Raw genomic sequence first — 22,092 nt, 5'->3', positions numbered from 1 at the left:
GTGCCGCGGTCTTACGTCCCGTACTCGATCGGCCTTGCAGGACGACGACGGGCTCGGATTTCAGCAGCCGGATCAGTCGTTCCTTGCTGGGGGTGCCGGCGAACCTCCGCTTGATGTCGGCCCAGTTCTGTGTGATGGAGACGTTGGCAAGGGATCGCGTTCGCCTCCGGCCATGAAGATGTTCAGGTCGCGGCCGATCTGGTGGCCGCCGATGGCGTCGCCGCCGCCGTAGGCGAGGTTCTGGCGGTCGGCCGAGGAGATGAACGTCCTCCGGATCTCGCGGACATGGTCGTTCATCCGCTGGATGTCGGCGTTCCCCGCCTCGGGGAGTTCTTTCAGCTCCTCCTCGTCGGGCGTGCCGTCGTCGGCTGCGGTCTCGGGCTCTTTCGGGTGGTCCCGCTCATCGGGCATCGTGGTGGCCTCCGTGGCCGCGGTCGCCGTGGAGGTTGAGGTCCCTGCCGACCTTGTGGCCGCCGATGGCATCGCCGCCACCGTAGGCGACGTTGACGTTACGCCCGTGGATGCCGGACGGCGGCAGCGGCGCGTCGGCGGTAGGTGCCGGTCCCCGGACGTTGTCCGTTCCCCGGGCGTCGTCCGTTCGGTCCGTTCGGTCGGGCGGGTCGTACGCCGCCAGTGCCCGAAGGCCGGTCACGTCAAAGCCCGGGACGTAGAGATAGGCGGTGTAGTCCTGCTTCTTCGCGATCACGCGCACCTGCCGGAAGAGGTTGGGACGCGGTTCTCCTGGCCCCTGGGCGATGTAGTCGTTGTAGATCTCCGAGGAGACGATGACGCCGAGGTCGGCGTAGGGGAAGGCGGCCATCGCCGCCCGTATCGGGGCGGAGTCGCGCAGGCGCCCGGGCTGGACGGCGTGCCGGCCGGTCCAGCCGGTCGCCCCGTCCACGCGGATCGGCCCGATGTGCACGGCCATCCGCAGCCTGATGCGCGTCCAGGCGGGCTCGGCGCGCAGGCGGTTGTACGAGCTCAGCCTGGCGTCGAGGTGCCGTACGAAGGCGTCCATCAGCCGTGTCACGTCGGTGCCCAGCGGGAGCGCCGAGTAGATGCCGTCTCCGCTGTACTGCCGCAGCCAGGCGCGCGGGTTCAGACCGGCAGCCATCGCCGCGCCGTCGAGAATTCTTTTGAGAGCGGCCTGCGCGGTGCGCTGCTCGGTGTCGGTGCGCGTGCTGTAGTCCTCCACGTCGCCGTCCACCAGGACGCGGTATTCGGGAACGGCGTGGTCGGGGACGCGGGTGTCGCTCATGTGGCCTCCGGTGATCCGGTCGTCGTTCTGCGGCCCAGCGTCGGCGACCACCGGAGAACCGAAGCCGGATTAATCCGGCTTCGGCCGGATTTTTTCGTCCGGGAGGTCGGCGTACTCGCCGAGACCGCCGGGATCGGTGATGACGAAGTGGCTCCGTCTCGGCATGGCGATGTAGCCCCGGTCCGCGAGCGCCCGCAGCGCCTTCTGCACGGTGTCCTCCTTGGCGCCGACCAGGCCGCCGAGCTCGGCCTGCGTCAGCGGGACGCCGAGGTCGACGCCCCTCCCGTACGGGTGGCCGTGCCGCCCGGCGAGCGCCAGCAGGACGCGGGCCAGGCACCTGCCGACCTCGTATCCCGCGAAGTCGAGCCGCCGCTGGTTGGACCAGCGCAGCCGTTCGATCGTCATCTGGTTCAGCGTCAGCGCGGCCTGCGGGTGGCGCCGCAGGAAGGCGACGAACGCGCCGCCCGCGATCTGGCGGGCCACCGCGCGCCCGCACGTGGTGACGGTCGCCGACCGCGCCGCCCCGGTGAGGACGGCCATCTCGCCGATCAGGTCGCCGCTGACCCGTACCGCCAGCAGTGACTCGGTGCCGTTCTCCACCCCGGCGCTGACCTTGACCAGCGCGTCGATCAGCACCCAGACGGAGGTGCCGGCCTCCCCCTGCCGCATCAGAACGCGCCGGGGCGGCAGGAAACGCAGGCTTCCCTGATCGAGCAGGCGTTTCCGCATCGGTGGGGGAAGCCGCCTGAGAAAGGTGCCCTTCGGCCACTGACGATCGGCTGTGGATCTCGGCTGTGCCCACACGGACGCCTCCCGGGCGCGCGATGCCGCTGACTTCACTCATACCCGACGCCGTTCGGGCGGGCCACCGTGCGGGACGCCTGGATGGTACGGGCTCCGATTGGGGGGTAGGCGAGGCGGGAGACACGTGAAAGGGGGACGCGATGGCTGCCACCACGGTCGGGGACCACGTCCTGGAACGGTTGCGTGACTGGGGGGTCGAGCAGGTCTTCGGATATCCCGGGGACGGCATCAACGGGCTGCTCGCCGCCTGGGGCCGCGCGCAGGACCGGCCGCGTTTCGTGCAGGCGCGGCACGAGGAGATGAGCGCCTTCGAGGCCGTCGGGTACGCCAAGTTCACCGGGCGGCTCGGGGTGTGCACGGCGACCTCGGGCCCCGGCGCGATCCACCTGCTGAACGGGCTGTACGACGCCAAGCTCGACCACGTGCCGGTGGTGGCGATCGTCGGGCAGACCAACCGCAGCGCGATGGGCGGGTCGTACCAGCAGGAGGTGGACCTGCTGTCGCTGTTCAAGGACGTGGCCGGCGACTACGTGCAGGTCGTGAACGTTCCCGAGCAGTTGCCCAACGTGCTCGACCGGGCGGTCCGGGTCGCGGTGGCCGAGCAGGCGCCGACCGCCCTGATCATTCCGGCGGACGTGCAGGAGCTGGAGTACACCCCTCCCCGGCACGAGTTCAAGATGGTGCCATCCAGCCTGGGCATCGACTGGCCGGAGATCTCGCCGGACAGCCGCGCGCTGCGCCGCGCCGCCGAGATCCTGAACGCGGGCGAGAAGGTGGCGATCCTGGTCGGGCAGGGCGCCAGGGGAGCGCGCGAGGAGGTCATGCGGGTCGCCGACATGCTGGGCGCGGGCGTGGCAAAGGCGCTGCTGGGCAAGGACGTGCTGCCGGACGACCTGCCGTACGTGACGGGCGCGATCGGGCTGCTGGGCACGCGGCCGAGCTACGAGCTGATGATGGACTGCGACACGCTGCTGACGATCGGGTCGAACTTCCCGTACACCCAGTTCATGCCGGAGCTGGGGCAGGCGCGCGCCGTGCAGGTCGACAGCAACCCGCGGCAGATCGGGATGCGCTACCCCTATGAGGTGAACCTGGTGGGGGACGCCGCGGCGACGTTGCGGGCGCTGATCCCGCTGCTGGAGCGCAAGGAGCCGCAGACCTGGCGGGAGGGCGTCGAGGACAAGGTCGCGCGCTGGTGGGAGACCGTGGAGCGGGAGGCCATGGTCGACGCCGACCCGATCAACCCGATGCGGCTGTTCCACGAGCTGTCCGGGCGGCTTCCCGACGACGCGATCGTCACCGCCGACTCCGGGTCGGCCGCGAACTGGTACGCGCGCAACCTCAGGTTCCGCGGGAACATGCGGGGCTCCTTGTCGGGCACGCTGGCCACCATGGGCTGCGGCGTCCCGTACGGGATCGGCGCGAAGATCGGCAACCCGGACCGGCCGGTGATCGTGTTCGCCGGGGACGGCGCCATGCAGATGAACGGGCTGGCCGAGCTGCTGACCATCAGGCATTACTGGGAGGACTGGCTGGATCCGCGGCTGGTCGTCGCCGTCCTGCACAACAACGACCTCAACCAGGTCACCTGGGAGATGCGGGCGATGCAGGGGGCGCCCAAGTTCGAGCAGTCGCAGACGCTGCCGGAGATGGACTACGCCGCGTTCGCCGAGAGCATCGGGATGCTGGCGCTGTCGGTCAACAAGCCGAAGGAGATCGGGTCCGCGTGGGAGCGGGCGCTGTCGGCCGACCGGCCGGCGCTGCTCGACGTGCGCTGCGATCCCGACGTCCCGCCGATCCCGCCGCACGCCACCTTCGAGCAGGCGAAGGCCACGGCCCGGTCGCTCGCCGAGGGGGACGAGAACCGCTGGGGCGTGCTCAAGCAGGGCGTGAAGGCGAAGATGCAGGAGTTCCGCAAGTCCTGAGCATCGGCGGAGCCCCGGAGCCGTCTATCGGCGGGCCCCTCGTGCCGTCCCCGGGTGCTGGGCTCGGGCCCACAGCACCGGCCAGCCGCCGCTGTCCGCCGCCCAGGACGGGGGGACGCGCAGCCCGTTCTCGGCGATCCTCTCCCAGAACAGCCCGGTGTCGGCGCCCAGCTCGCGCGCCTCGGGGAACGCCCGCCGCCAGGGCCCGTCCGGGTCGTCGAGCGTGGACGGGGGGAAGCCCGGCACGGTGACGGCGCGCGGCGGCATCAGCGGGACCAGCTCGATCGCGGGATCCGCGCAGGTGATGTGGACGGTCAGCGCGCACAGCATCGGAACCGCCGGGCGCCGGGCCACCGAGCGCACGACGGTCGCGTCGCCGGCGAGCACGAGCCGCCCGATCGCCGCGCGCACGCGCAGCCCGACCAGGCCCATCGAGTACGCGGGCGCGATCTGCGGCATCCGGGCGAGCCTGCGCAGCGACCCGGGCAGCGGCGAGTCGGTGGTGAGCAAGGACAGCCGCTCGAAGCGGTGGTGGATCGACGGGCTCAGACCGTCCAGCGCGGTGCGCATCGGGCGGATCCCGGTCACGTCCCACAGGTCGGCCAGGTCGACGGCGCCGCCCGCGAGCGCGTCGCGGCAGGCGGCGGCCAGCGGCCCGGGACCGAGGCGGCGCAGCGCGGTCAGCGCCTCCTCGGGTTCCGGCCCGTCCTCGGCCCGCGGTCCACCGCGGGCGAGCGCGGCCAGGACGCGGGCCGCCTCGTCGTTCACCTCGTCCGCCCAGGCGCGGCGCGCCAGCTCGGCCAGCACGGGTCCGGCCTCCTCCAGCAGCCGCGACCGCGCGGCGCGGCGTGCGGCCCGCGCGGGACGGTGCGACGGCGCGTCCTCCGCGGCGCCTTCGCTCTCGACGCCGACGGGTGGCCGTTCCGAGTGGGGGATCGTGGCGACCCAGTCGTGGAGGTGCTGCCTCAGGGCATGGTCGGCCTGCGCGTTGAACCGCCCGGCCATCTCGGCGATCTGCCAGCCCTGGTCGCCAGGCCGTACCGGGACCAGCTCCACGTTGGCCAGGATGCGCCCGCCCTTGCCCGTCAGCGCGGCGAGCGCGCACCGGCCCTTCATGGCCGCTTCCACGTAGTACTCGCCGGCGATGCAGTTGCCCATGTAGTTCGCCCACTCGGCCAGGGTGCGCGCGTCCCTCGCCAGCGTGAACCGCACGTCGGCCGTGCCCGGGACGATCGTCCCGTCGACGGCCGACAGCGGTTCCGGCACCGGGAAACCGCCGCCCGTCGCCTCCGCGAGCCGGGCGTCGGCGAGCAGGCTCTCCACGAACTCCGTCCAGGTCCGCACGCCCCGTGCGGCCCTGGCGCCGAGCGCGGTGAGCTGGGCGGCGCCCGACACGGCCGAGGTGACGGAGTCGTGCCGCCGCGCCAGGTCGTCCACGCCGTCCAGGGACGGCACGGGGTCGTGGACGAGCCGGTTCTGCCCGGCCACCGTCGTGATCCCGGCGGACTCGTGCCCGTGCAGCATGGCGAGCGCGTCCACGAGGTCGGCGTACCACAGCAGGTCACCGACCACCTCGACCTTGGCCGCCTCCGGGGCGGCGGGCTCGGCGAGCCGGGTCGCGAGCGGCTCGCGCTCACCGAGGACGTGCTGTGTCCAGGCGAGGACGTCCGTCCATTCCGAGGGCGGGCGGACCGTGGAGTATCCGATCCGTTCGCGCCAAGCCGTCAGGTGGCTCGCGGCCCAGTCGCGCAGCCACGCCTCGGGGATGTGCGCGCGCTCGTTCAGCAGCTCCTCGATCCCCTCGATGGCGAGCAGCGCGTAGTCGCGGGCGTGCGCGAGGCGCTGCTGGACGTACGCCGTGTTTCTGCGGCTCAGGACCGGGACGCCGTCCTCGTACGGCAGCTCGTCCAGCTTCCGCCTGAGGTCGTTGAGGTAGCAGCCCGGACGGGCGGGCAGGTGGGTCAGCCCGGGCACCTTCTCCCTGGCGCGGGCGAGGTCGATGTCGGAACATTCGTCGGCGGCCGCGCGGATGATCTCCTTGGACCGCGCCAGTCCCTCCGCAAGCCCGTGATCGACCACCGCGACCGCCGTGTGGAGCAGGACGGTGGCCGCCAAGGCGTCCCTGAGCAGCCGGTGCAGCACCGAGAGCCAGTAGGGCGCCTCCGGTACCCAGCGCGCCGCCTCCAGCACCGACGGCTCATGCCCGTAGTGGAACGTGACCTCTCTCAGCAGTAGCTGATCCTCGAAGTGCTCCCGGCGCTTGCGCAGGTAGGGCAGGCGGTCCTGGCCGCTCTGGGAGTCCAGGAGCCTCTCGCGCCTGATCAGCTTCGCGTGGTGCGCGGCGACGCGGTCCCACAGGTCCAGCAGCAGATCGAGGCGGCGGGGCCCGGTGACCGGTGCCAGCAGGCGCCGCAAATTCACGGCGAGCACGGCCGGCCGGCCGCCTCCGATCAGGGCCGCGTCCCCGACCCCTTCGGGGAGCTCCAGCGCCAGGACGCGCTCCAACTGCTCGGGACCCAGGATGTCGCTGGACGCGGACGCCAGGTGCAGCGCGGCCCAGCGGCCTTCGGTGACCGCGCGGGCCGCCGCGGCACCGACCCGCTTGGTCACCGCGGGACCGAACAGCGCCACCAGGAACCCGGCACGGTCGCCGAGCCGCCCGGCGCCCTCGACGCCCAGCGCCTTGAGCGCGGCCAGCACCGCGTCGCGCTGGTCGCCGCGCGCCCCGTCGAGCCGCGCGGAGCGGAAGCCCGCGCCCAGGTCGACGCCCGCCCCGGCCGCGACGATCCCGGCGTCCGCGATCAGGACGCGCAGGGCCGTGACGGCGTTCCGGACCTCCTCGTCGCTCGCGCCGGACGGCCCCAGCGCGACGGCCGCGCCGGGCGGCGCCGCGCCGTCGCCGGCCAGCCGCTCATGCGTCCCCGAGGCGTGCGGCAGCCAGGCGGCGAGCCCGGGAGCCGCCACCACGCCATGCGCGAGCCTCAGTCTCATTCGCCCAATGATGAGGGACTCGCCGTTTACGGCCCAAGCGAATTGCGCTCCCCCGCGCTAGAGCCAGCCCTGGTTCTCGGCCGTACGGACGGCCTCGATGCGGTTGCGGGCGCCGACCTTGTTGATCGCGGACGAGAGGTAGTTGCGCACCGTTCCCTCCGAAAGGTGCAGACGGCCCGCGATGTCGCCGATCGTGGCGCCGCCCGAGGACGCGGCCAGCACCTCGCGTTCACGCGGGGACAGCGGGTTCGGCCCGGCGCTGAGGGCGGCGGCGGCCAGCGCGGGGTCGATCACGCGCTCGCCCGCCAGCACCCGGCGGATCGCGGCGGCCAGCTCCTCGGCGGGGCTGTCCTTCACCAGGAACGCCGACGCGCCCGCCTCCATGGCGCGGCGCAGGTATCCGGGACGGCCGAAGGTCGTCAGGATCACGATCCGGCATCCCGGGACGGTCGCGCGGATCCGATCGGCGGCGGTGAGCCCGTCCATGCCCGGCATCTCGATGTCCAGCAGCGCCACGTCGGGGGAGAGGGCCCGTGCCGCCTCGACCGCCTCCTGTCCGGAGGGGACCGCGGCCACGACCTCGATGTCGTCCTCCAGGCCGAGCAGCGTCGCCAGCGCGCCCCTGACCATGCCCTGGTCCTCGGCCAGCAGCACCCGGATCGTCCCGCTCATCCGGGCGATCCCGCCGTGAGGGGCGCCCGTATGGCGAGGCGGAAGCCGCCGCCGGGCAGCGGGCCGGCGTCGACGGAGCCGCCGGCCCCGGCCAGCCGCTCGGAGAGCCCGGTGAGCCCGTTGCCGGGGACGAACGTGTCCGGCGGCGTCCCGTCGTCCCGGATCTCCAGGGTGGCGCGGTCTCCCTCGCGGGCGACGGTGATCTTGCAGTGGGACGCGCGGGAGTGCCGGACGACGTTGGTGACGCCCTCCCGCACGGCCCAGCCGAACAGCCCGTCCACCGTCTCCGGCAGCGGCGTGCCGGACGTGCGCACGGTCGGCTCGACCCCGGCCGCCGTGAGCACGGCGCGCGCCGAGTCCAGCTCCTCGGCCAGGTCGCGGCTCCGGTATCCGGACACCGCCGCCCGCACGTCGGCCAGCGCCCCCGCAACTGCCGCAGCCAGCCGGTCCGCAGCTCCTGGGCCAGCCGGGGCGCGGTGACGCTCAGCGTCGCGCCGATCCCGCCGTACAGGCCGAACCCGACCAGCATGTAGGCGTCCACGCCCAGCCCGGTGCCCGGGTCGGTGTCGGCGTCGGCGAACACGTTCGACCAGAGCAGGTACAGGGCGACGGGGAACGCGAGGGTGAAGAACACGTACCGGCGGTCCCGGAACGTGCGGAGGATCTCCAGGCGGAGGTAACGCAGCATGATCGGATTCCTGTTCGGCGGAGCGGGGGAGAGCGGGGTCAGCGGGTGAGGGAGAGGAAGGCGGCCTCAAGGCCCGCCCCGGTCACCTCGAGGTCGGCGATCCGCAGGGTGGTGGAGCGGTAGAGGGCGTCGACGGTGGCGTCGGAGTCGTCGGTGGTCAGCACGGCCGACCCGCCGGTGATCCGCACGTCGGTCACACCGGGCAGCCGGTCGAGCCCCGCCGAGGGCTGGTCGCCGAGCGCGAACCTGACGGTACGGCCGCCGGCCCGCGCCTTGATCTGCGCGGCGGTGCCGTCGGCGGCGATCCTGCCCCGGTCGATCACCACGATCCGGTCCGCGTTCTCGTCCGCCTCGGCCATGTAGTGGGTGGCGAACAGGACGGTACGGCCCTCCGCCGCGTACGCCCTGATGCCCGTCCAGAACGCGCGCCGCGACTCCACGTCCATCGCGGTGGTCGGCTCGTCCAGGACCAGCAGGCGGGGCGCGCCCGCGATGGCCATGGCGAACCGGACCCGCTGCGCCTGGCCGCCCGACAGCCGGTCGGCGCGGCGCCCGGTCAGGTCGGTGAGCCCGGCGATCTCCAGCACCTGCGCCAGCGGCGGCGGCTCGGGGTACAGGGACCGGACGAAGCCGACGGTCTCGCCCACGGTCAGCCCGGGTACGGGCTCGCCGTCCTGGAGCATCGCCCCGATCCTGCCCCGGGCGACCGCGACGTCCGGCGGGTCGCCGAACACGCGGATGCGCCCGGAGGACGGGCGGGTCAGGCCCAGCAGCATGGCGATCGTGGTGCTCTTCCCCGCGCCGTTCGGGCCGAGCAGCGCGACGGCCTGGCCGGTGCCGATGGTGAGGTCGAGCTCGTCCACGGCGCGCACCCCGGATCCGTAGCTCTTGGAGACCCCGGTGAAGGTGATGTCGTCCATGCCGGAGACGCTACGGAAGCGGCAGGTGGGCGGGTTAGTGCCCGTTGTCGTCGGCTCGCGATGACATTTGTCATGGGCGGGTCAAGCTTGCCCCATGCCCGCATCGGACTTCGCAGCGTGGGAAGGGCCGGGTCGAAAGAGCGCACCGACGTGCGACACCCGGTGCGGGGGCACTCCAGGGGGACCGTTGAGCGAGGCCGACGACATCCGCGAGACCGCACTTCCGCTTGAGTTCGACGACGACCTCGACCCGCTCATGGAGCGTATCGGTGACGCCCGCTGCGTCCTGATCGGCGAGGCCAGCCACGGCACCCACGAGTACTACGCCTGGCGGGCCGCCCTGACCCGGCGGCTGATCGAGGAGAAGGGCTTCTCGTTCGTCGCGGTCGAGGCCGACTGGCCCGACACCTGGCAGGTGCACGCCAGCGTCACGGGGAAGGAGGGGGCGCCGGCCGACCCGAGGGACGCCCTGGACGCCTACCGCCGCTGGCCGGCCTGGATGTGGGCCAACCACGAGACGCTGACCTTCTGCCGCTGGCTGCGCGACCACAACACGGGTGCCGCGGAGACCCCGGTCGGGTTCTACGGCCTGGACGTCTACAGCCTGTGGGAGTCGATGCGCGCCATCATCACCCACCTGCGGGAGCACCGGCCCGACCTGGTGGACCAGGCGGTGGCCGCCTACCGGTGCTTCGAGCCGTTCGGCGAGGACCCGCAGGCGTACGCGGCACGGCTCGTCCCGGAGGACTGCGAGGTCGAGGTGATGGCGCTGCTGACCAGGATGCGCCGGTTCGTCGGCGCCGACCCCGAGGGCGACCTCAACGCCCGCCAGAACGCCGAGGTCGCGGCGGACGCCGAGCGGTACTACCGGGCCATGATCGTCGGTGGCCCGCAGGCGTGGAACATCCGCGACACGCATATGGCCGACACGCTCGACCGGCTGCTCGACCACCACGGGCCCGGCTCGAAGGCCGTGGTGTGGGCGCACAACAGCCATGTCGGCGACGCGGCGGCCACCAGCATGGAGACCGCCGGAATGATCAACCTGGGCCGGCTCGCGCGGGAGCGGCACGGCCGCGACCGGGTCGTGGTGGTCGGGCTGGCCGGCGGCGCCGGCGAGGTGATCGCCGCCCCCCGCTGGGGCGCGCCCATGGAGACCATGAACGTGCCCAGGGCGGTGTCCGGCACCCTGGAGGACGTGTTCGACCGCTCGACCGTGGAACACGGGCTGTTCGTCTTCACCGACCGTCCCGACGCGTCCTTCCTCAACGCCATCTACGGGCACCGCGCCATCGGCGTCGTGTACGACCCGACCCGCGACTACCACAACTACGTCAGGACCAGGCTCGCCGACCGCTACGACGCGCTGTTCTGGTTCCACCGGACGTCACCTGTGGAGCCGCTCCACCCGGAGGCCGCCGGCCAGGATGAGCTGGAGACGCTTCCCTCCGGCGTGTAGCGCCGCTCCGGTCAGCCGGTGGGGAAGCGGTACACCCATCTGCGCTGCCACGGTGTCTCGACCGCCCGGCGGTGGTAGTTGGTCCTCGCCCAGGTCACCGCCTCACGGGGCGGGATTCCGGCCAGGACGGCCAGGCAGGCGATCGCGGTGCCGGTGCGCCCGATACCGCCGTTGCACGCGACCTCGACGAGACGGCCCTCGCGCGCCTTCTCGTGCACGGCCCGAATCTGGGCGACCGCGTGGTCCCGGTCGCGCGGCACCATGAAGTCGGGCCAGTCGATCCATTCGTGCGGCCAGGTCAGCGCGCTGTCATGGCGGCTGCGCAGACGCGCGGTCCCCAGATAGAGGCCCCATTCGGGGGCCGGGCCGGAGGGCGGCTCGTTCCGCAGGCCGCGTCCGCGGACCCAACTCCCGTCCGGCAGGCGGACGGCTTGCTCAAGGCGCATGGACCCCATGGGGACCACTATGCCCGCGTACCGTCACGTCCCAGGTAGAACGGGTTAAGGTCTTGACATTGGTTTAACGTTCCACTTTGATGCCGAACATGGAACAGCGGTCCAATTCCCCCCAAGGGGGTGGCAGCGGCCAGCTCGAACGGGCGCTGGACATCCTCGAACTGCTCGTCCGGTCCGGTGGTCCGCGCGGGCTCGCCGAGATCGTGGAGAGCGTGGACGGCCCCAAGGCGACCATCCACCGGCTGCTGACGACGTTGCAGGCGCGCGGCTACGTGACACAGGATCCGCGCACGTCCCGCTACTCGGCCGGCGTGCGGTGCTTCGAGCTGGGCAGCCTGTGGGCGGCCAACCTCGACCTCCGCGCCGTCGCGTCCCCGCACCTGTCCGCGCTCAACACCGGCACCGGCGAGACCGTGCACCTGGCCGTGTACGACCACGGCGACGTCGTCTACGTCGACAAGCTGGAGAGCCTGCACCCGGTGGTGGCCAAGTCGCACGTCGGGCGGCGCTGCCCGGCGACCTGCGTGGCGACCGGCCGGGCGCTGCTGGCCTTCGAGTCGCGCGAGGAGATCGCCTCGGTGCTGGCCGGGCCGCTGCCCGCCTACACCGCCAACTCGGTGACCGACCCCGCCGAGCTGGAGGCGCTGCTGGCGGGCGTCCGCTCGCTCGGGTACGCCGTCAACCACGGCAGCTACCGGGACGAGGTCGGCGGTGTCGCGGCCCCGATCCGCGACCACACCGGGCGGGTCGTCGCGTCCGTGGGGCTCTGCCTGCCCGAGCAGCGGTTCGGACCCGACCGCTTCGACACGCTGCGCGACCGCACGGTCGAGACCGCCGTGGCGATCTCGCGGGCGCTGGGCGGCCCCGGCACGCTGGTGGTCTCCGGAGAAGAGACGGTGGCCACGCCATGAGCGCCCTCCCACGGCGGGCGGTGCTGGCGGGCGGCCTCGGGCTGGGCGTCGCGGCGGCGACGGCCGCGTGCGGCTCCGCCGAAGGGGTGACCAAGGGCCCGGACGGCCGGCTCACGGTCAAGGTCCTCGCGTTCCGGCCCCCGTCCCTGGGCGCCTTCCTCCCCGCGGTGATCAAAAAGCAGGGCATCGACCTGCGGCACGGCCTGCGGATCGCCTTCTCCTACGCCACGCCCGACAACTACAACACCGAGTTCGCGTCCGGGCACTACCAGGTCGGCGGCAGCGCGGCGCTGCTGTCCGAGGCGCTGCGCACCGAACGGGGCGTTGACGTCACCTACCTGTTCAACCTCTTCGACTACTTCTGCACGGTCGTGACGTCCGAGCCGGACATCCGCGCCCTGCCCGACCTGCACGGGCGCAGGCTGGCGGCGGCGACGGGGACGACCAACCACGCCATGTTCGCCTGGTTCGCGCAGCAGGCGGGCCTGGACCTCGGCGCGGTCGAGCTGCTCAACCAGACCACGGCCGGGCTGTCCACGATGGCCCTGATAGGACGGTCCGACGCGACCGAGATCTGGGAGCCCGCCTACTCCTCGCTGCGGGCGAGGAAGCCGGGCATCCGCGCGCTCGACATCGGCATGTCGCGCTGGCGCGCCGCGTTCGGCACGGACACCATCCCCTACCTCGGACTGGCGGCGCACCGCGAGTGGGCGCACAAGCACCCGGACGTGGTCGCCGGCCTGTACCGGGTCTACTCCGACGCGGCCGCCTGGACGACCGCCAACCCCGCCGCCGCGGCCAAGATCATCGCCGTCACCACCCCGAACGGCAAGGCGAAGACCCTGGAGGGGCTGATCAGGAACCAGCAGCGGCTGCGACTGCGCGTCCGTCCCGCCTCCGCGCTCACCGACGGCATCGCCGCGGTGTTCCGGGCCGGCCGGGAGACCGGATACCTCGAGAAGACCCCACCGTCCACCGTCGTCCACAGGGGGCTCTGATGGCCACCACCACCGTCTCCACCTCACCGAAGCCCGGGTCCGGCCCCGGAGCCGCCGGGCCGGTCGCGGAGCGTCCTTCGCCGTGGCGCCGGTTCCGCGACCCGAGCCTGCCGATCCTTGTGGCGGTACTGCTGGGGATCTGGGCCCTCGCGTCCCGGTTCACGGCCGAGTACACCGTGCCGACCATTCCCAGCGTCGCCCAGGAGATGTGGAGCATCCTCACCAGTTGGGAGTCGCTGCGGAACCTGCTGACCACCCTGGCCCGTGTCGGCGTCGGCCTGGCCGCGGCGTTCGCGGTCGGGCTGGCGCTGGGCCTGGCCATGGGCACCAGCTCGGCGGCCGCCCGCTACCTGCTCCCGCTGATCCGGTTCGTCCAGGGCATCCCCTCGCTGTCCTGGGTGATCATCGCGGTGATCTGGTTCGCGGACGTGGAGCTGCGGGTCTGGTTCGTCATGGTGCTGGTGACGCTGCCCGGCTTCGCGTTGCAGACCTACGACTCCTACCGGGCGATCCCGGCGGAGCTGCGCGACATGGCGCGCTCGTTCCGGCCCGGCCGGTGGGCGCTGTTCCGTGAGATCACGCTGCCCGCCATCACCCCCGGCGTCTTCACCGCGTGGAAGGTCAACCTCGGGCTCGGGATCCGGATGGTGCTGATCGCCGAGCTGGTCGGCGCGACCGTGGGGGTCGGCGCGCAGCTGCTGTCGGCGCAGCAACTGTTCGACATGGCCTCGGTGGTGTCGTGGACGCTGCTGCTGGCCGTCTGCATGTTGATCATCCAGGCCGTGGTGGAGCTGCTGGAGTCCTGGGTGCTGCGCTACCGGCCCCGGGTGGGCCTCCCGAGCGAGGCGAGCGGCCGCCCGGCGACCTCCGCCGCGGCCCCGAGAGTGGAGGGCTGACGCCGATGTCCGCGACGATCATCGAGTTCGACCGGGTCAACAAGGTCTTCCCCGGGCATCACGCGGTGCGCGATCTCAGCTTCGGCATCCGCCGCGGCGAGATCGTCTCCATCGTGGGCGTCACCGGCTGCGGGAAGTCCACGACGTTCAACCTGATCCTCGGGCTGTTCCCGCCCACCGACGGCACCGTCAGGGTGCAGGGCCACGACCCGCACTCCGAGTTCGACTGGTTCCGGCGGCGCATCGCCGTGGTGTTCCAGGACGCCCGGCTGCTGCCCTGGCGCACCGCCCTCCAGAACGTGAAGGTCGGCATGAAGTTCGCCGGGATTCCCAAGGAGCACTGGGACGCGCGTGCCCGCGACTGGCTGTCGCGGCTCGGCCTGGCGGGACGCGAGGACGCCTACCCGCACCAACTGTCGGGCGGCCAGCGGCAGCGGGTGTCGCTGGCCCGCGCGTTCGCCGTCGATCCGGAGATCATCCTGTGCGACGAGTCGTTCTCCGCGCTGGACGAGATCACCGCGACCGCGCTGCGCGCCGAGTTCGTCGAGCTGGTCCGCGCCAACGGCAAGACCGGAGTGGTGATCACCCATTCGCTCGGCGAGGCGCTGACGCTCGGCGAGCGGATCCTGGTGATGCGCCCGCCCGGCCATCTCGCCGACGACGTCGCCGTCCCGGCCGACCCGTCGCCCGAGGAGCTGGAGAAGCTGCGGGAACGCGTCCTCACCGCGATGACACCCGAGGCGCCGGAGAGCCCGGGGCCCGTAGAGAACACGCAGAAGGGAGCCGTGTGAACCAGCCGCGTACCACGGGCGGCCATCCCGACCTGAGCTATCTGGATCTGGGACCCAGGTCCGCCGAGGCGGTGGTGCTGCTGCACAGCCTCGGCGCCGACGGACGCATGTGGCGGCAGCAGGCGGCGGTCCTGTCGGAACGCCGGCGGGTGCTGGTCCCCGACAGCCGGGGGCACGGCGCGTCCGGCTGGGACGAGCGCGTGCCGGCGGACGGCGAGTGGCCCTCCGCCTGGGCCGATGACCTCGACCGGGTGCTGGACGACGCGCGGGTCGGCCGGGCCGCGCTGGTCGGGGTGTCGCTGGGCGGCATCCAGGCGATCGCCTACGCCTCGTCCCGTCCCGAACGGGTCTCGGGCATCGTCGTCGCGGACGGCTTCACCGAGCTGGAGCCCGCGGTGACGGAGGCCAGGATCGCGGCACTGGCCGGGCGGGCGCGCGAGCAGGGCATGGCGGCGCTGGCCGACTCCTACGTCGCCGACACCTTCACCCGCACGCCGCCGCCGGACGGCGCCGAGGCCGTGCGGAAGGCGATCGCCGGGATGGACGCCGACCGCTACGCCGCCGTCTGCGCGGGCTGCTTCGGCGTCCGCATCACCGACCGGCTGGCCGCCGTACGGGCCCCGGCGCTCGTCCTGTGGGGCGAGCGGGACGCCAAGACGCCGCGCCCGCTGTCGGAGCGCATCGCCGCCGGGATCCGGGGCGCCGAGCTGCGCACCGTCCCGGAGGCCGGGCACCTGTCCAACCTGGAGAACCCGGCGGAGTTCACGCGACTGGTCGAGGGCTTCCTCGACCGCATCGGGGGGAGCTGAATGGGAAGCCGCCATGAGATCGAGCCGATCGTCAACGGCGAGCCGCGCCGCTGTGTCACGGCGGCCAGGACCAGCCTGGCCGACCTGCTGCGCGACACGCTCGGCCTGACCGGGACGCATCTGGGCTGCGAGCACGGCGTCTGCGGTGCCTGCACCGTGCTGCTGGACGGCGAGCCGGTGCGCTCGTGCATCGTCCTGGCGGTGCAGGCCGACGGGCGGTCGGTGACGACGATCGAGGGCGTGGGCGAGCCGGACGGCCGGCTGAGCCCGGTGCAGCAGGCGTTCTGCGACGCCCACGCCCTCCAGTGCGGGTACTGCACGCCCGGCATGGTGCTGGCCGCGCAGGCGCTGCTGGACGAGCGGCCGAACCCGTCCAGGGAGGAGATCGACGACGCGCTGGGCGGCAACATCTGCCGCTGCACCGGCTACGTCCAGATCCGCGAGGCCGTCGAACGGGCGGCCGAGGCCGCCGCGGCGGGTCCCCGATGAGCGGCCACAGGTATGTGTCCAAGCCCGGGCGGATTCGGGAGGACCGGCGGTTCGTGACCGGGCGGGGACGGTACGTCGCCGACATCACCCCGCCGGGAACGCTCCATGTCGGCCTGGTCACCAGCCCGCACGCGCATGCCCGCATCACCGGGATCGACGTGTCCGAGGCCCTGGAGGTGGACGGGGTGGTCGCCGTCCTGACCGGGGAGGAACTGGCCAAGGACACCGAGCCGCTGCGCCAGTACCTCAACGTCCCGGACGTGCAATGGCGTCCGCTGGCGGTGGAGGAGACCCGGTACGCGGGGGAGTGGGTCGCCGCCGTGGTCGCCGAGTCCAGGGCGCAGGCCGAGGACGGCGCCGAGCGGGTGTACGTCGACTACGAGCCGCTCCCCGCCGTGCTCGACCCCGAGCAGGCCGCGCAGGACGGGGCTCCGCTCGTCCATGAGGCGCACGGCACGAACGTCATGGCGCACCGCGAGTTCCGCTGGGGCGATGTGGACGGTGACCGGGCGCGCGCCGACGGCACGTCCCGCGTCCGCACCCGCTGGAACCGCAACTCGACCGTGCCGCTGGAGACCTTCGGCGTCGTCGCGCGATGGGACCGGGACCGCGACCTCCTGGACGTGTGGGCGTCGATCCAGATGCCGCAGTTCCCCGAGCAACTGGCCCGCTCGCTGCGCATCCCCACCAACCAGGTCCGCGTGCATTTCGACGTGGACGTGGGCGGCAGCTACGGCGTCAAGCGCGGCATCAAGCACGGCGTGCTGGTCGGGTACCTGGCGCGGCGGCTGGACGCCCCGGTCAAGCTGATCGAGGACCGCGCCGAGAACATGCACGGCGGCGACTTCCACGGCCCCGACCGCATCTTCGACGTGGAGCTGTCCTACACCGCCGACGGGGTCTTCACCTGCATCCGCATCGACGTGATCGACGACGAGGGCGCCTACCCGGGACGGTCGCCGCTACAGCTCGCCAAGCCGATCGGCGCGATCGTCGGCCCGTACCGGATCCCGAGCGTGTCCTACAACGCCACCGCCGTGGTCACCAACAAGACCGGCCAGGTCGCGGTGCGCGGCTTCGGGCAGTCCCCGACGAACTACGCGATCGAGGCGGCCGTCGACCAGGCCGCCCGCGACCTCGGCATGGACCGCATCGAGCTGCGCCGCCGCAACTTCATCCGGCCGGAGGAGTTCCCGTACCGGATCCCCAGCGGCACCGAGTACGACTCCGGCGACTACCCGGCGGTCATGGACAAGGCCGTCGCGCTGGCCGGGCTGCCCGCGCTGGAGGCGCGCCGGGACGAGCTGCGCGCCGCCGGGCGGCTCGCCGGCATCGGGGTCGCGTCCTGCCTGGAACCGGGCGGCGGCAACGCGATCTTCGAGAACGTGATGAACCCGTCCAACGACAAGACCACCTTCCCCGAGGGCTGCCGGCTGCGGGTGGACGGCGAGGGCGCCGTCACCGCGATCGTCGCGCTGTCCTCCGCCGGGCAGTCGCACGACACGATGGTGGCCACGCTGGTCGGCGAGGAGCTGGGCCGCGACCCCTCCTCGATCGCGGTGGTGCGGGCCGACTCCCTGACCGGGCTGCCGTCCCAGAGCCCGGTCGGCAGCCGGATGACCATCGTGCTCGGCCGGGCCATCCGCGGCGCGAGCGAGGAGCTGAAGGGGAAGCTGCGCGCCATCGCCGCGCACAACCTCGGCGTCGCTGTGGACGAGGTCCACTACGACCGCGGCGACGTCGTCGTCCGCGGCGCCCCCGAGCGGCGCCTGGGCTGGGACGAGATCGTCGCGATCGCGCACCGCAAGCAGCACCTCATGCCGGACGGCATGCAGCCCGGCCTGGAGGTCGTCCACGTCGCGCACACGCCGCGATCGGGCACGCTGGCCAAGCCGGACGGCACCGTGCAGCTCTACCCGACCTACTCCTTCGAGGTGCACCTGGTGCTCGCGTCCATCGACCCCGGCACCGGCAAGGTCGACCTGGACCGCTACTACATCGCGCACGACTGCGGCACGGTCATCAACCCGGACGTCGTGCGCGGCATGGTGTACGGCGGCACCGCCCACGGCATCGGCGTCGCGCTGTACGAGCAGTTCGCCTTCAACCCGGACGGGCAGCCGCTCACCCAGTCGTTCATGGACTACCTCCTGCCCAGCACGCACGAGGTGCCCCAGATCGTCGACACCGAGCACTGCACGCCCTCGCCGTACACGACCCTCGGCCAGAAGGGCGCGGGCGAGTCCGGCTACATGGGCGCGCCGGCCGCCGTCGCCGGAGCCGTGAACGACGCTTTGACCGCCGCGGGCGCGCCGCCCGTCCACTCGCTGCCGATCAAGCCCGGCGACGTGTGGGCGGCGCTGCGGGCCACGGCCACATCCCGAGGAGAAGCATGACCGCTGTGATCGACGTCCACGCGCACGCCGCGCCGCGCGCGCTGCTGAACGACCTCGCCGCAGGGCGCGAGCGGTTCCCCGGCGTCGAGGTCCGGCCGCACGAGGCGACGTACACCGTGGCGTTCTCCGGCGGCACGCCGACCCGGCCGATCGCGCCCGGCCTGATCGACCTGGACCGGCGTCTCGGCTGGCTGGACGAGCAGGGCGTGGAGCGCCAGGTGATCGGCGGCTGGCTGGACATCTTCGGGTACGACCTGCCCGCCGCCGAGGGCGCCGCCTGGGCCGAGCTGCTCACCTCGGCGGTCGGTGAGATCGCGGCGGCCGACGAGCGGCTGACCGCGCTCGGCACCGTTCCGCTGCAGGACCCGGAGCGGGCCGCCGCCGCGCTGGTGGCCTGCCGCCGCGCCGGGCTGCCCGGCATCATGATCGCCACCCGGGCGGGCGGCCGGGAGCTGGACGATCCCGCCTACACCCCGTTCTGGGAGGCCGCCGACGACACCGGTGCCGTGATCTTCCTGCATCCCGGCTTCGCCGGAGCCGGGGCTCGCTACCAGGACTTCGGCCTGGTGAACGGGCTGGCCCGGCTGGAGGACAGCACGGTCACGCTGGCCCGGCTCCTCTACACCGGCATCCCGGCCAGGTTCCCGGGAGCCCGCATCGTCGTGGCGCACGGCGGGGCCGCCCTCCCGTACGTCCTGGGACGCCTCACACGCAACCACGCGCTGCACCCGGACACCACGGCCGACCCGCTGGAGTCGTTCGCCCGGCTCTACTTCGACAGCGTCGTCTTCGACCCGCTGACCCTGGAGTTCCTGGTGGCCAAGGCGGGCGCGGCCCGGGTGCTGCTCGGCTCGGACTACCCGTTCCCCATCGGGGACCTGGCCCCGCGCGAGGTCGTCGCAGCGGCCGACCTCAAGGACGAGGACCGCGCCGCCATCCTCGGCCGGACCGCGGCGGAGCTCTTCACATGAAGCCGGTCGACTTCGAGCTGCACCGCCCGTCCACGACCCGCGAGGCGATCGCGCTGCTCGCCGAGCACTCCGCCGAGGCCAAGGTGCTGGCGGGCGGGCAGAGCCTGCTCCCGTTGCTGAACTTCCGGCTGGCCCGCCCCGAGCACGTCATCGACCTCGGCGGGATCGCCGCGCTGGGCGAGCTGCGGCGTACCTCGTCGGAGCTGGTCGTGGGCGCGATGGTGCGGCAGGCGCGGGCAGAGCGTTCACCCGGGCTGGCCGCGGACGCCCCGCTGCTGGCGGCGGCGTTCCCCAACATCGCCCACCCGCCGATCCGCAACCGGGGCACGGTCGGCGGCAGCCTCGCGCACGCCGACCCGGCCGCCGAGCTGCCGGCCGCCGCCCGCGCCCTGGACGCCGTCTTCGTCGCGGCCGGACCGCGCGGCCGTCGCGAGATCGCCGCCCGCGACTTCTTCGTGGCCAACCTGATGACGGCCCTCGAACCGGACGAGCTCCTGGTCGAGATCCGTTTCGCCCGCGCCGCGCCCCGCACCGGAGCGGCCTTCGAGGAGGTGAGCCGCCGCCGCGGCGACTTCGCCCTGGTCGGCGTCGCCGCCCAGGTCACCGCCGCCGACGACGGCTCGATCACCGACGCGAGGATCGCGGTCACCGGGGTGGCACCCACCCCCTACCGCGCCGACCCCGCCGAGGCCGTACTCACCGGCGCGCCACCCTCCGAAGAACGCCTGGCCGAGGCCGCCGACGCCCTGCGCGCCGCCCTCGACCCGAGCGACGACCTGCACGCCACCGGCGCGTACCGCCGCGATGTCGCCGGTACGCTGCTCGCCCGCGCGGTCGCCGAGGCGTACCGGCGCGCCACCGTCCCCGACACCGAAGCCGCCCAGGAGGCGTCATGATCTACGAGCTGCGCGAGTACAAGGCCACACCCGGCTCGGCCGACGCGCTGAACGCCCGCTTCGCCGACCACACCCTCGGCCTGTTCGCCCGGCACGGCCTGGAGGTCACCGGGTTCTGGCACGCCGCCGACGACCCCGGCCACCTGGTCTACCTGCTGCGCTTCCCGGACGAGCGGACGCGGGAATCGGCCTGGGCCGCGTTCCAGGCCGACCCGGACTGGAAGCGGGTCAAGGCCGAGTCCGAGGCGGACGGCCCGATCGTGGCCGAGATGACCAGCCGCATCCTCACCCCCGCGCCGTACTGGCCGGACGCACACTGAGAGACGACCCGCATGCGACTTGAGAACGCCTTCCATGTCCCCCTCCCCGTCGAGGAGGCGTGGACCCTGCTGACCGACCTGCCCAGGATCGCCCCGTGCCTGCCGGGCGCGCACCTCGACGAGGTCGTGGACGGCGAGTACCGCGGCGGCCTGTCCACCAAGATCGGCCCCATCACCGCCAAGTACCGCGGCACCGCCCGCTTCGTCGAACACGACGACATCGACCACCGGGGCGTCATCGAGGCGCGCGGACGCGAGGAGCGCGGCAGCGGCACCGCCGCCGCGACCGTCACCGCCCACCTGCGTCCCGAGGACGGCGGCACCCGCGTGGAGGTCAGCACCGAACTGGCGATCAGCGGCCGCGCCGCCCAGTTCGGCCGCAGCCTCCTGTCCGAGGTCAGCACCATGCTGATCGACCAGTTCACCGCCCGCCTCGAAGCCCTGATCAGGGACGGCGCCGTCGCGCCCGCCGAGCAGACCGAGCAGACCCTGGACGTCGGCACGACGGTCGTCCTGCCGCTGCTGCGCCGCGCCGCCGTCCCGGCCGCGGTCGCCGTGGCCGCCGGCGTCATCGGCTACCTCCTCGGCCGCCGCAACGCCTGCCGCGCCTTCCCGTCCCCCACCAGCAGCGAACGCACCTGATCCGGAGTCCGGCCGAGCTCGGCGCGCAGCACCCGGGTGAAATGGGCCTGGTCGCTGAAGCCGAGCTCGTACGCGAGGCGGGCGAGGTCGGTCTCGCCCGCCTCGATGCGTTGCAGGGCGCGGCTGATCCGAATCCGGTTGCGATACCGGGTCACGCTCATCCCGATGTGGTGGCGGAACGTCCGGCTCAGATGGGACGGCGAGGTCCCCAGCGACCGGGCCAGCGGGACCAGCCGGTCGCTGCCGGGCTCGCCGGCCACGATCGCCTCCCGCGCCAGCCGGGCCAGCTCCGCCCGTCCTGGACCGGGGGACGGGGTACGGCGCCGCTGGCCGCGAAGGGCCAGGTCGAGCAGGGTGAGGACCGCCTCGTCCACGCCACCGGCATCGGCGCGGAGGAGGAGCCGGTGCGCCAGCTCCAGGCGGGCGTCCACGCGGATCTCGTGGGACGTGGGCGACCGCACCGCGTCGTCCAGCCACGGCTCGGCGGTGAGGGCGTGCCCCTTCAGCGAGATCGACGTGCACACGTCGCCGCCCGCGGGGTGCGCGAACCGCTGGATCGCGCCCGGTCCTTGCAGGTAGCCGGTGGTCGGGTCGGCGGCGAGCGTGCGTCCCTCGGCGTCCATCCTGAACCGGCCCCGCCGCACCAAGACGATCTGGGCGCCGCCCGCGGGTTCGGGTTCGGACCAGCCGGTGTGGTCGTCTCGGCACACGACCTCGTGGACGGCCACCTCCGGGGTCGTGATCAGGGCATGGCTTGAACGCACGAGTCGTACCTTATCTATGCCCTTGTCCACGGCTATC

At 73.0% G+C, this 22,092-nt stretch carries 22 protein-coding genes; 13 read left to right on the top strand and 9 right to left on the bottom strand.

Annotation, left to right across the window (positions count from 1 at the left end; translation table 11 throughout):
- Positions 1-72: 72 nt before the first annotated feature.
- Genes QSK21_RS01745 through QSK21_RS01735 form a run of 3 tightly spaced genes read right to left on the bottom strand, consistent with a single transcriptional unit; the run spans position 73 to position 1,987 of the window.
- Positions 73-411: a hypothetical protein gene (locus QSK21_RS01745; RefSeq protein ID WP_285693073.1), complete on the bottom strand. Its 339-nt coding sequence runs from the start codon at positions 409-411 to the stop codon at positions 73-75.
- Positions 401-1,309 carry a hypothetical protein gene (locus tag QSK21_RS01740; protein ID WP_285693071.1) on the bottom strand — a complete coding sequence of 303 codons (909 nt, stop codon included), beginning with the start codon at positions 1,307-1,309 and terminating at the stop codon, positions 401-403. The genes QSK21_RS01745 and QSK21_RS01740 overlap by 11 nt, the downstream gene beginning before the upstream one ends.
- Positions 1,310-1,327: 18 nt before the next feature.
- Positions 1,328-1,987, bottom strand: coding sequence for a Crp/Fnr family transcriptional regulator (locus QSK21_RS01735; RefSeq protein WP_285693070.1), 660 nt, complete (start codon positions 1,985-1,987; stop codon positions 1,328-1,330).
- 215 nt (positions 1,988-2,202) lie between these two features.
- Between QSK21_RS01735 and QSK21_RS01730 the strand changes: the two genes are divergently transcribed.
- Complete coding sequence (locus tag QSK21_RS01730; protein WP_285693068.1) at positions 2,203-3,987, top strand: thiamine pyrophosphate-requiring protein; 1,785 nt, start codon at positions 2,203-2,205, stop codon at positions 3,985-3,987.
- A gap of 24 nt (positions 3,988-4,011) precedes the next feature.
- Here QSK21_RS01730 and QSK21_RS01725 read toward each other — a convergent pair whose 3' ends face one another.
- The 4 genes from QSK21_RS01725 to QSK21_RS01710 form a co-directional block, all read right to left on the bottom strand.
- Positions 4,012-6,978 carry a hypothetical protein gene (locus tag QSK21_RS01725; RefSeq protein WP_285693066.1) on the bottom strand — a complete coding sequence of 989 codons (2,967 nt, stop codon included), beginning with the start codon at positions 6,976-6,978 and terminating at the stop codon, positions 4,012-4,014.
- Between the two features lie 57 nt (positions 6,979-7,035).
- Positions 7,036-7,650 carry a response regulator transcription factor gene (locus tag QSK21_RS01720; RefSeq protein ID WP_285693064.1) on the bottom strand — a complete coding sequence of 205 codons (615 nt, stop codon included), beginning with the start codon at positions 7,648-7,650 and terminating at the stop codon, positions 7,036-7,038.
- The gene (locus QSK21_RS01715; protein WP_285693062.1) at positions 7,647-8,060 is read right to left on the bottom strand and encodes a sensor histidine kinase; all 414 of its coding nucleotides are present in this window, start codon (positions 8,058-8,060) and stop codon (positions 7,647-7,649) included. Before QSK21_RS01715 ends, QSK21_RS01720 begins: the two co-directional genes overlap by 4 nt.
- Positions 8,061-8,376: 316 nt before the next feature.
- Positions 8,377-9,258 carry an ABC transporter ATP-binding protein gene (locus QSK21_RS01710; RefSeq protein WP_285693061.1) on the bottom strand — a complete coding sequence of 294 codons (882 nt, stop codon included), beginning with the start codon at positions 9,256-9,258 and terminating at the stop codon, positions 8,377-8,379.
- Between the two features lie 187 nt (positions 9,259-9,445).
- Here QSK21_RS01710 and QSK21_RS01705 point away from each other — a divergent pair, with 187 nt between their 5' ends.
- Positions 9,446-10,717 carry an erythromycin esterase family protein gene (locus QSK21_RS01705; RefSeq protein ID WP_285693059.1) on the top strand — a complete coding sequence of 424 codons (1,272 nt, stop codon included), beginning with the start codon at positions 9,446-9,448 and terminating at the stop codon, positions 10,715-10,717.
- An 11-nt stretch (positions 10,718-10,728) separates the two neighbouring features.
- Here the strand turns inward: QSK21_RS01705 and QSK21_RS01700 are convergent, their stop codons facing one another.
- Positions 10,729-11,163, bottom strand: coding sequence for a protein-tyrosine phosphatase family protein (locus tag QSK21_RS01700; protein ID WP_285693058.1), 435 nt, complete (start codon positions 11,161-11,163; stop codon positions 10,729-10,731).
- Positions 11,164-11,261: 98 nt separating this feature from the next.
- Between QSK21_RS01700 and QSK21_RS01695 the strand changes: the two genes are divergently transcribed.
- Genes QSK21_RS01695 through QSK21_RS01645 form a run of 11 tightly spaced genes read left to right on the top strand, consistent with a single transcriptional unit; the run spans position 11,262 to position 21,291 of the window.
- Positions 11,262-12,083, top strand: a complete 822-nt coding sequence (locus tag QSK21_RS01695; protein WP_285693057.1) for an IclR family transcriptional regulator — start codon at positions 11,262-11,264, stop codon at positions 12,081-12,083.
- Positions 12,080-13,081: an ABC transporter substrate-binding protein gene (locus tag QSK21_RS01690; protein WP_285693056.1), complete on the top strand. Its 1,002-nt coding sequence runs from the start codon at positions 12,080-12,082 to the stop codon at positions 13,079-13,081. The genes QSK21_RS01695 and QSK21_RS01690 overlap by 4 nt, the downstream gene beginning before the upstream one ends.
- Complete coding sequence (locus QSK21_RS01685; protein ID WP_285693055.1) at positions 13,081-13,977, top strand: ABC transporter permease; 897 nt, start codon at positions 13,081-13,083, stop codon at positions 13,975-13,977. The genes QSK21_RS01690 and QSK21_RS01685 overlap by 1 nt, the downstream gene beginning before the upstream one ends.
- 5 nt (positions 13,978-13,982) lie before the next feature.
- The gene (locus tag QSK21_RS01680) at positions 13,983-14,768 is read left to right on the top strand and encodes an ABC transporter ATP-binding protein (protein ID WP_285693054.1); all 786 of its coding nucleotides are present in this window, start codon (positions 13,983-13,985) and stop codon (positions 14,766-14,768) included.
- Entirely contained in the window at positions 14,765-15,577 is an 813-nt protein-coding gene (locus QSK21_RS01675) for an alpha/beta fold hydrolase (RefSeq protein WP_285693053.1), read from the top strand. Before QSK21_RS01680 ends, QSK21_RS01675 begins: the two co-directional genes overlap by 4 nt.
- The gene (locus QSK21_RS01670) at positions 15,578-16,066 is read left to right on the top strand and encodes a (2Fe-2S)-binding protein (protein ID WP_285693052.1); all 489 of its coding nucleotides are present in this window, start codon (positions 15,578-15,580) and stop codon (positions 16,064-16,066) included.
- A gap of 53 nt (positions 16,067-16,119) precedes the next feature.
- Complete coding sequence (locus tag QSK21_RS01665) at positions 16,120-18,462, top strand: xanthine dehydrogenase family protein molybdopterin-binding subunit (protein WP_285693049.1); 2,343 nt, start codon at positions 16,120-16,122, stop codon at positions 18,460-18,462.
- A complete protein-coding gene (locus QSK21_RS01660; protein ID WP_285693047.1) occupies positions 18,459-19,433 on the top strand; it encodes an amidohydrolase family protein in 975 nt (324 codons plus the stop codon). The genes QSK21_RS01665 and QSK21_RS01660 overlap by 4 nt, the downstream gene beginning before the upstream one ends.
- Complete coding sequence (locus QSK21_RS01655) at positions 19,430-20,329, top strand: FAD binding domain-containing protein (protein ID WP_285693046.1); 900 nt, start codon at positions 19,430-19,432, stop codon at positions 20,327-20,329. The genes QSK21_RS01660 and QSK21_RS01655 overlap by 4 nt, the downstream gene beginning before the upstream one ends.
- On the top strand, positions 20,326-20,649 hold the full coding sequence (locus QSK21_RS01650; RefSeq protein WP_285693044.1) for an NIPSNAP family protein: 324 nt from the start codon (positions 20,326-20,328) through the stop codon (positions 20,647-20,649). The genes QSK21_RS01655 and QSK21_RS01650 overlap by 4 nt, the downstream gene beginning before the upstream one ends.
- A gap of 12 nt (positions 20,650-20,661) precedes the next feature.
- Positions 20,662-21,291: an SRPBCC family protein gene (locus QSK21_RS01645; RefSeq protein WP_285693042.1), complete on the top strand. Its 630-nt coding sequence runs from the start codon at positions 20,662-20,664 to the stop codon at positions 21,289-21,291.
- On the opposite strand, the gene QSK21_RS01640 is transcribed toward QSK21_RS01645, so the two are convergent.
- Positions 21,225-22,055, bottom strand: a complete 831-nt coding sequence (locus QSK21_RS01640) for a helix-turn-helix transcriptional regulator (RefSeq protein ID WP_285693041.1) — start codon at positions 22,053-22,055, stop codon at positions 21,225-21,227. The two genes, QSK21_RS01645 and QSK21_RS01640, sit on opposite strands and share 67 nt — an antisense overlap.
- Positions 22,056-22,092: the final 37 nt, after the last annotated feature.

The organism is Actinomadura sp. NBRC 104412, assembly GCF_030269515.1.
Taxonomy (GTDB): Bacteria; Actinomycetota; Actinomycetes; order Streptosporangiales; family Streptosporangiaceae; genus Spirillospora.
Note: the sequence above shows the minus strand (reverse complement) of the source record. Positions and strands in the feature narration are given on the sequence as shown.

Coding starts and splice junctions, on each gene's coding strand:
- QSK21_RS01745 (WP_285693073.1), bottom strand. CDS start 411: ATGCCCGATGAGCGGGACCACCCGAAAGAGCCCGAGACCGCAGCCGAC.
- QSK21_RS01670 (WP_285693052.1), top strand. CDS start 15,578: ATGGGAAGCCGCCATGAGATCGAGCCGATCGTCAACGGCGAGCCGCGC.
- QSK21_RS01685 (WP_285693055.1), top strand. CDS start 13,081: ATGGCCACCACCACCGTCTCCACCTCACCGAAGCCCGGGTCCGGCCCC.
- QSK21_RS01680 (WP_285693054.1), top strand. CDS start 13,983: ATGTCCGCGACGATCATCGAGTTCGACCGGGTCAACAAGGTCTTCCCC.
- QSK21_RS01725 (WP_285693066.1), bottom strand. CDS start 6,978: ATGAGACTGAGGCTCGCGCATGGCGTGGTGGCGGCTCCCGGGCTCGCC.
- QSK21_RS01720 (WP_285693064.1), bottom strand. CDS start 7,650: ATGAGCGGGACGATCCGGGTGCTGCTGGCCGAGGACCAGGGCATGGTC.
- QSK21_RS01690 (WP_285693056.1), top strand. CDS start 12,080: ATGAGCGCCCTCCCACGGCGGGCGGTGCTGGCGGGCGGCCTCGGGCTG.
- QSK21_RS01695 (WP_285693057.1), top strand. CDS start 11,262: ATGGAACAGCGGTCCAATTCCCCCCAAGGGGGTGGCAGCGGCCAGCTC.
- QSK21_RS01710 (WP_285693061.1), bottom strand. CDS start 9,258: ATGGACGACATCACCTTCACCGGGGTCTCCAAGAGCTACGGATCCGGG.
- QSK21_RS01700 (WP_285693058.1), bottom strand. CDS start 11,163: ATGCGCCTTGAGCAAGCCGTCCGCCTGCCGGACGGGAGTTGGGTCCGC.
- QSK21_RS01730 (WP_285693068.1), top strand. CDS start 2,203: ATGGCTGCCACCACGGTCGGGGACCACGTCCTGGAACGGTTGCGTGAC.
- QSK21_RS01735 (WP_285693070.1), bottom strand. CDS start 1,987: ATGCGGAAACGCCTGCTCGATCAGGGAAGCCTGCGTTTCCTGCCGCCC.
- QSK21_RS01660 (WP_285693047.1), top strand. CDS start 18,459: ATGACCGCTGTGATCGACGTCCACGCGCACGCCGCGCCGCGCGCGCTG.
- QSK21_RS01645 (WP_285693042.1), top strand. CDS start 20,662: ATGCGACTTGAGAACGCCTTCCATGTCCCCCTCCCCGTCGAGGAGGCG.
- QSK21_RS01655 (WP_285693046.1), top strand. CDS start 19,430: ATGAAGCCGGTCGACTTCGAGCTGCACCGCCCGTCCACGACCCGCGAG.
- QSK21_RS01650 (WP_285693044.1), top strand. CDS start 20,326: ATGATCTACGAGCTGCGCGAGTACAAGGCCACACCCGGCTCGGCCGAC.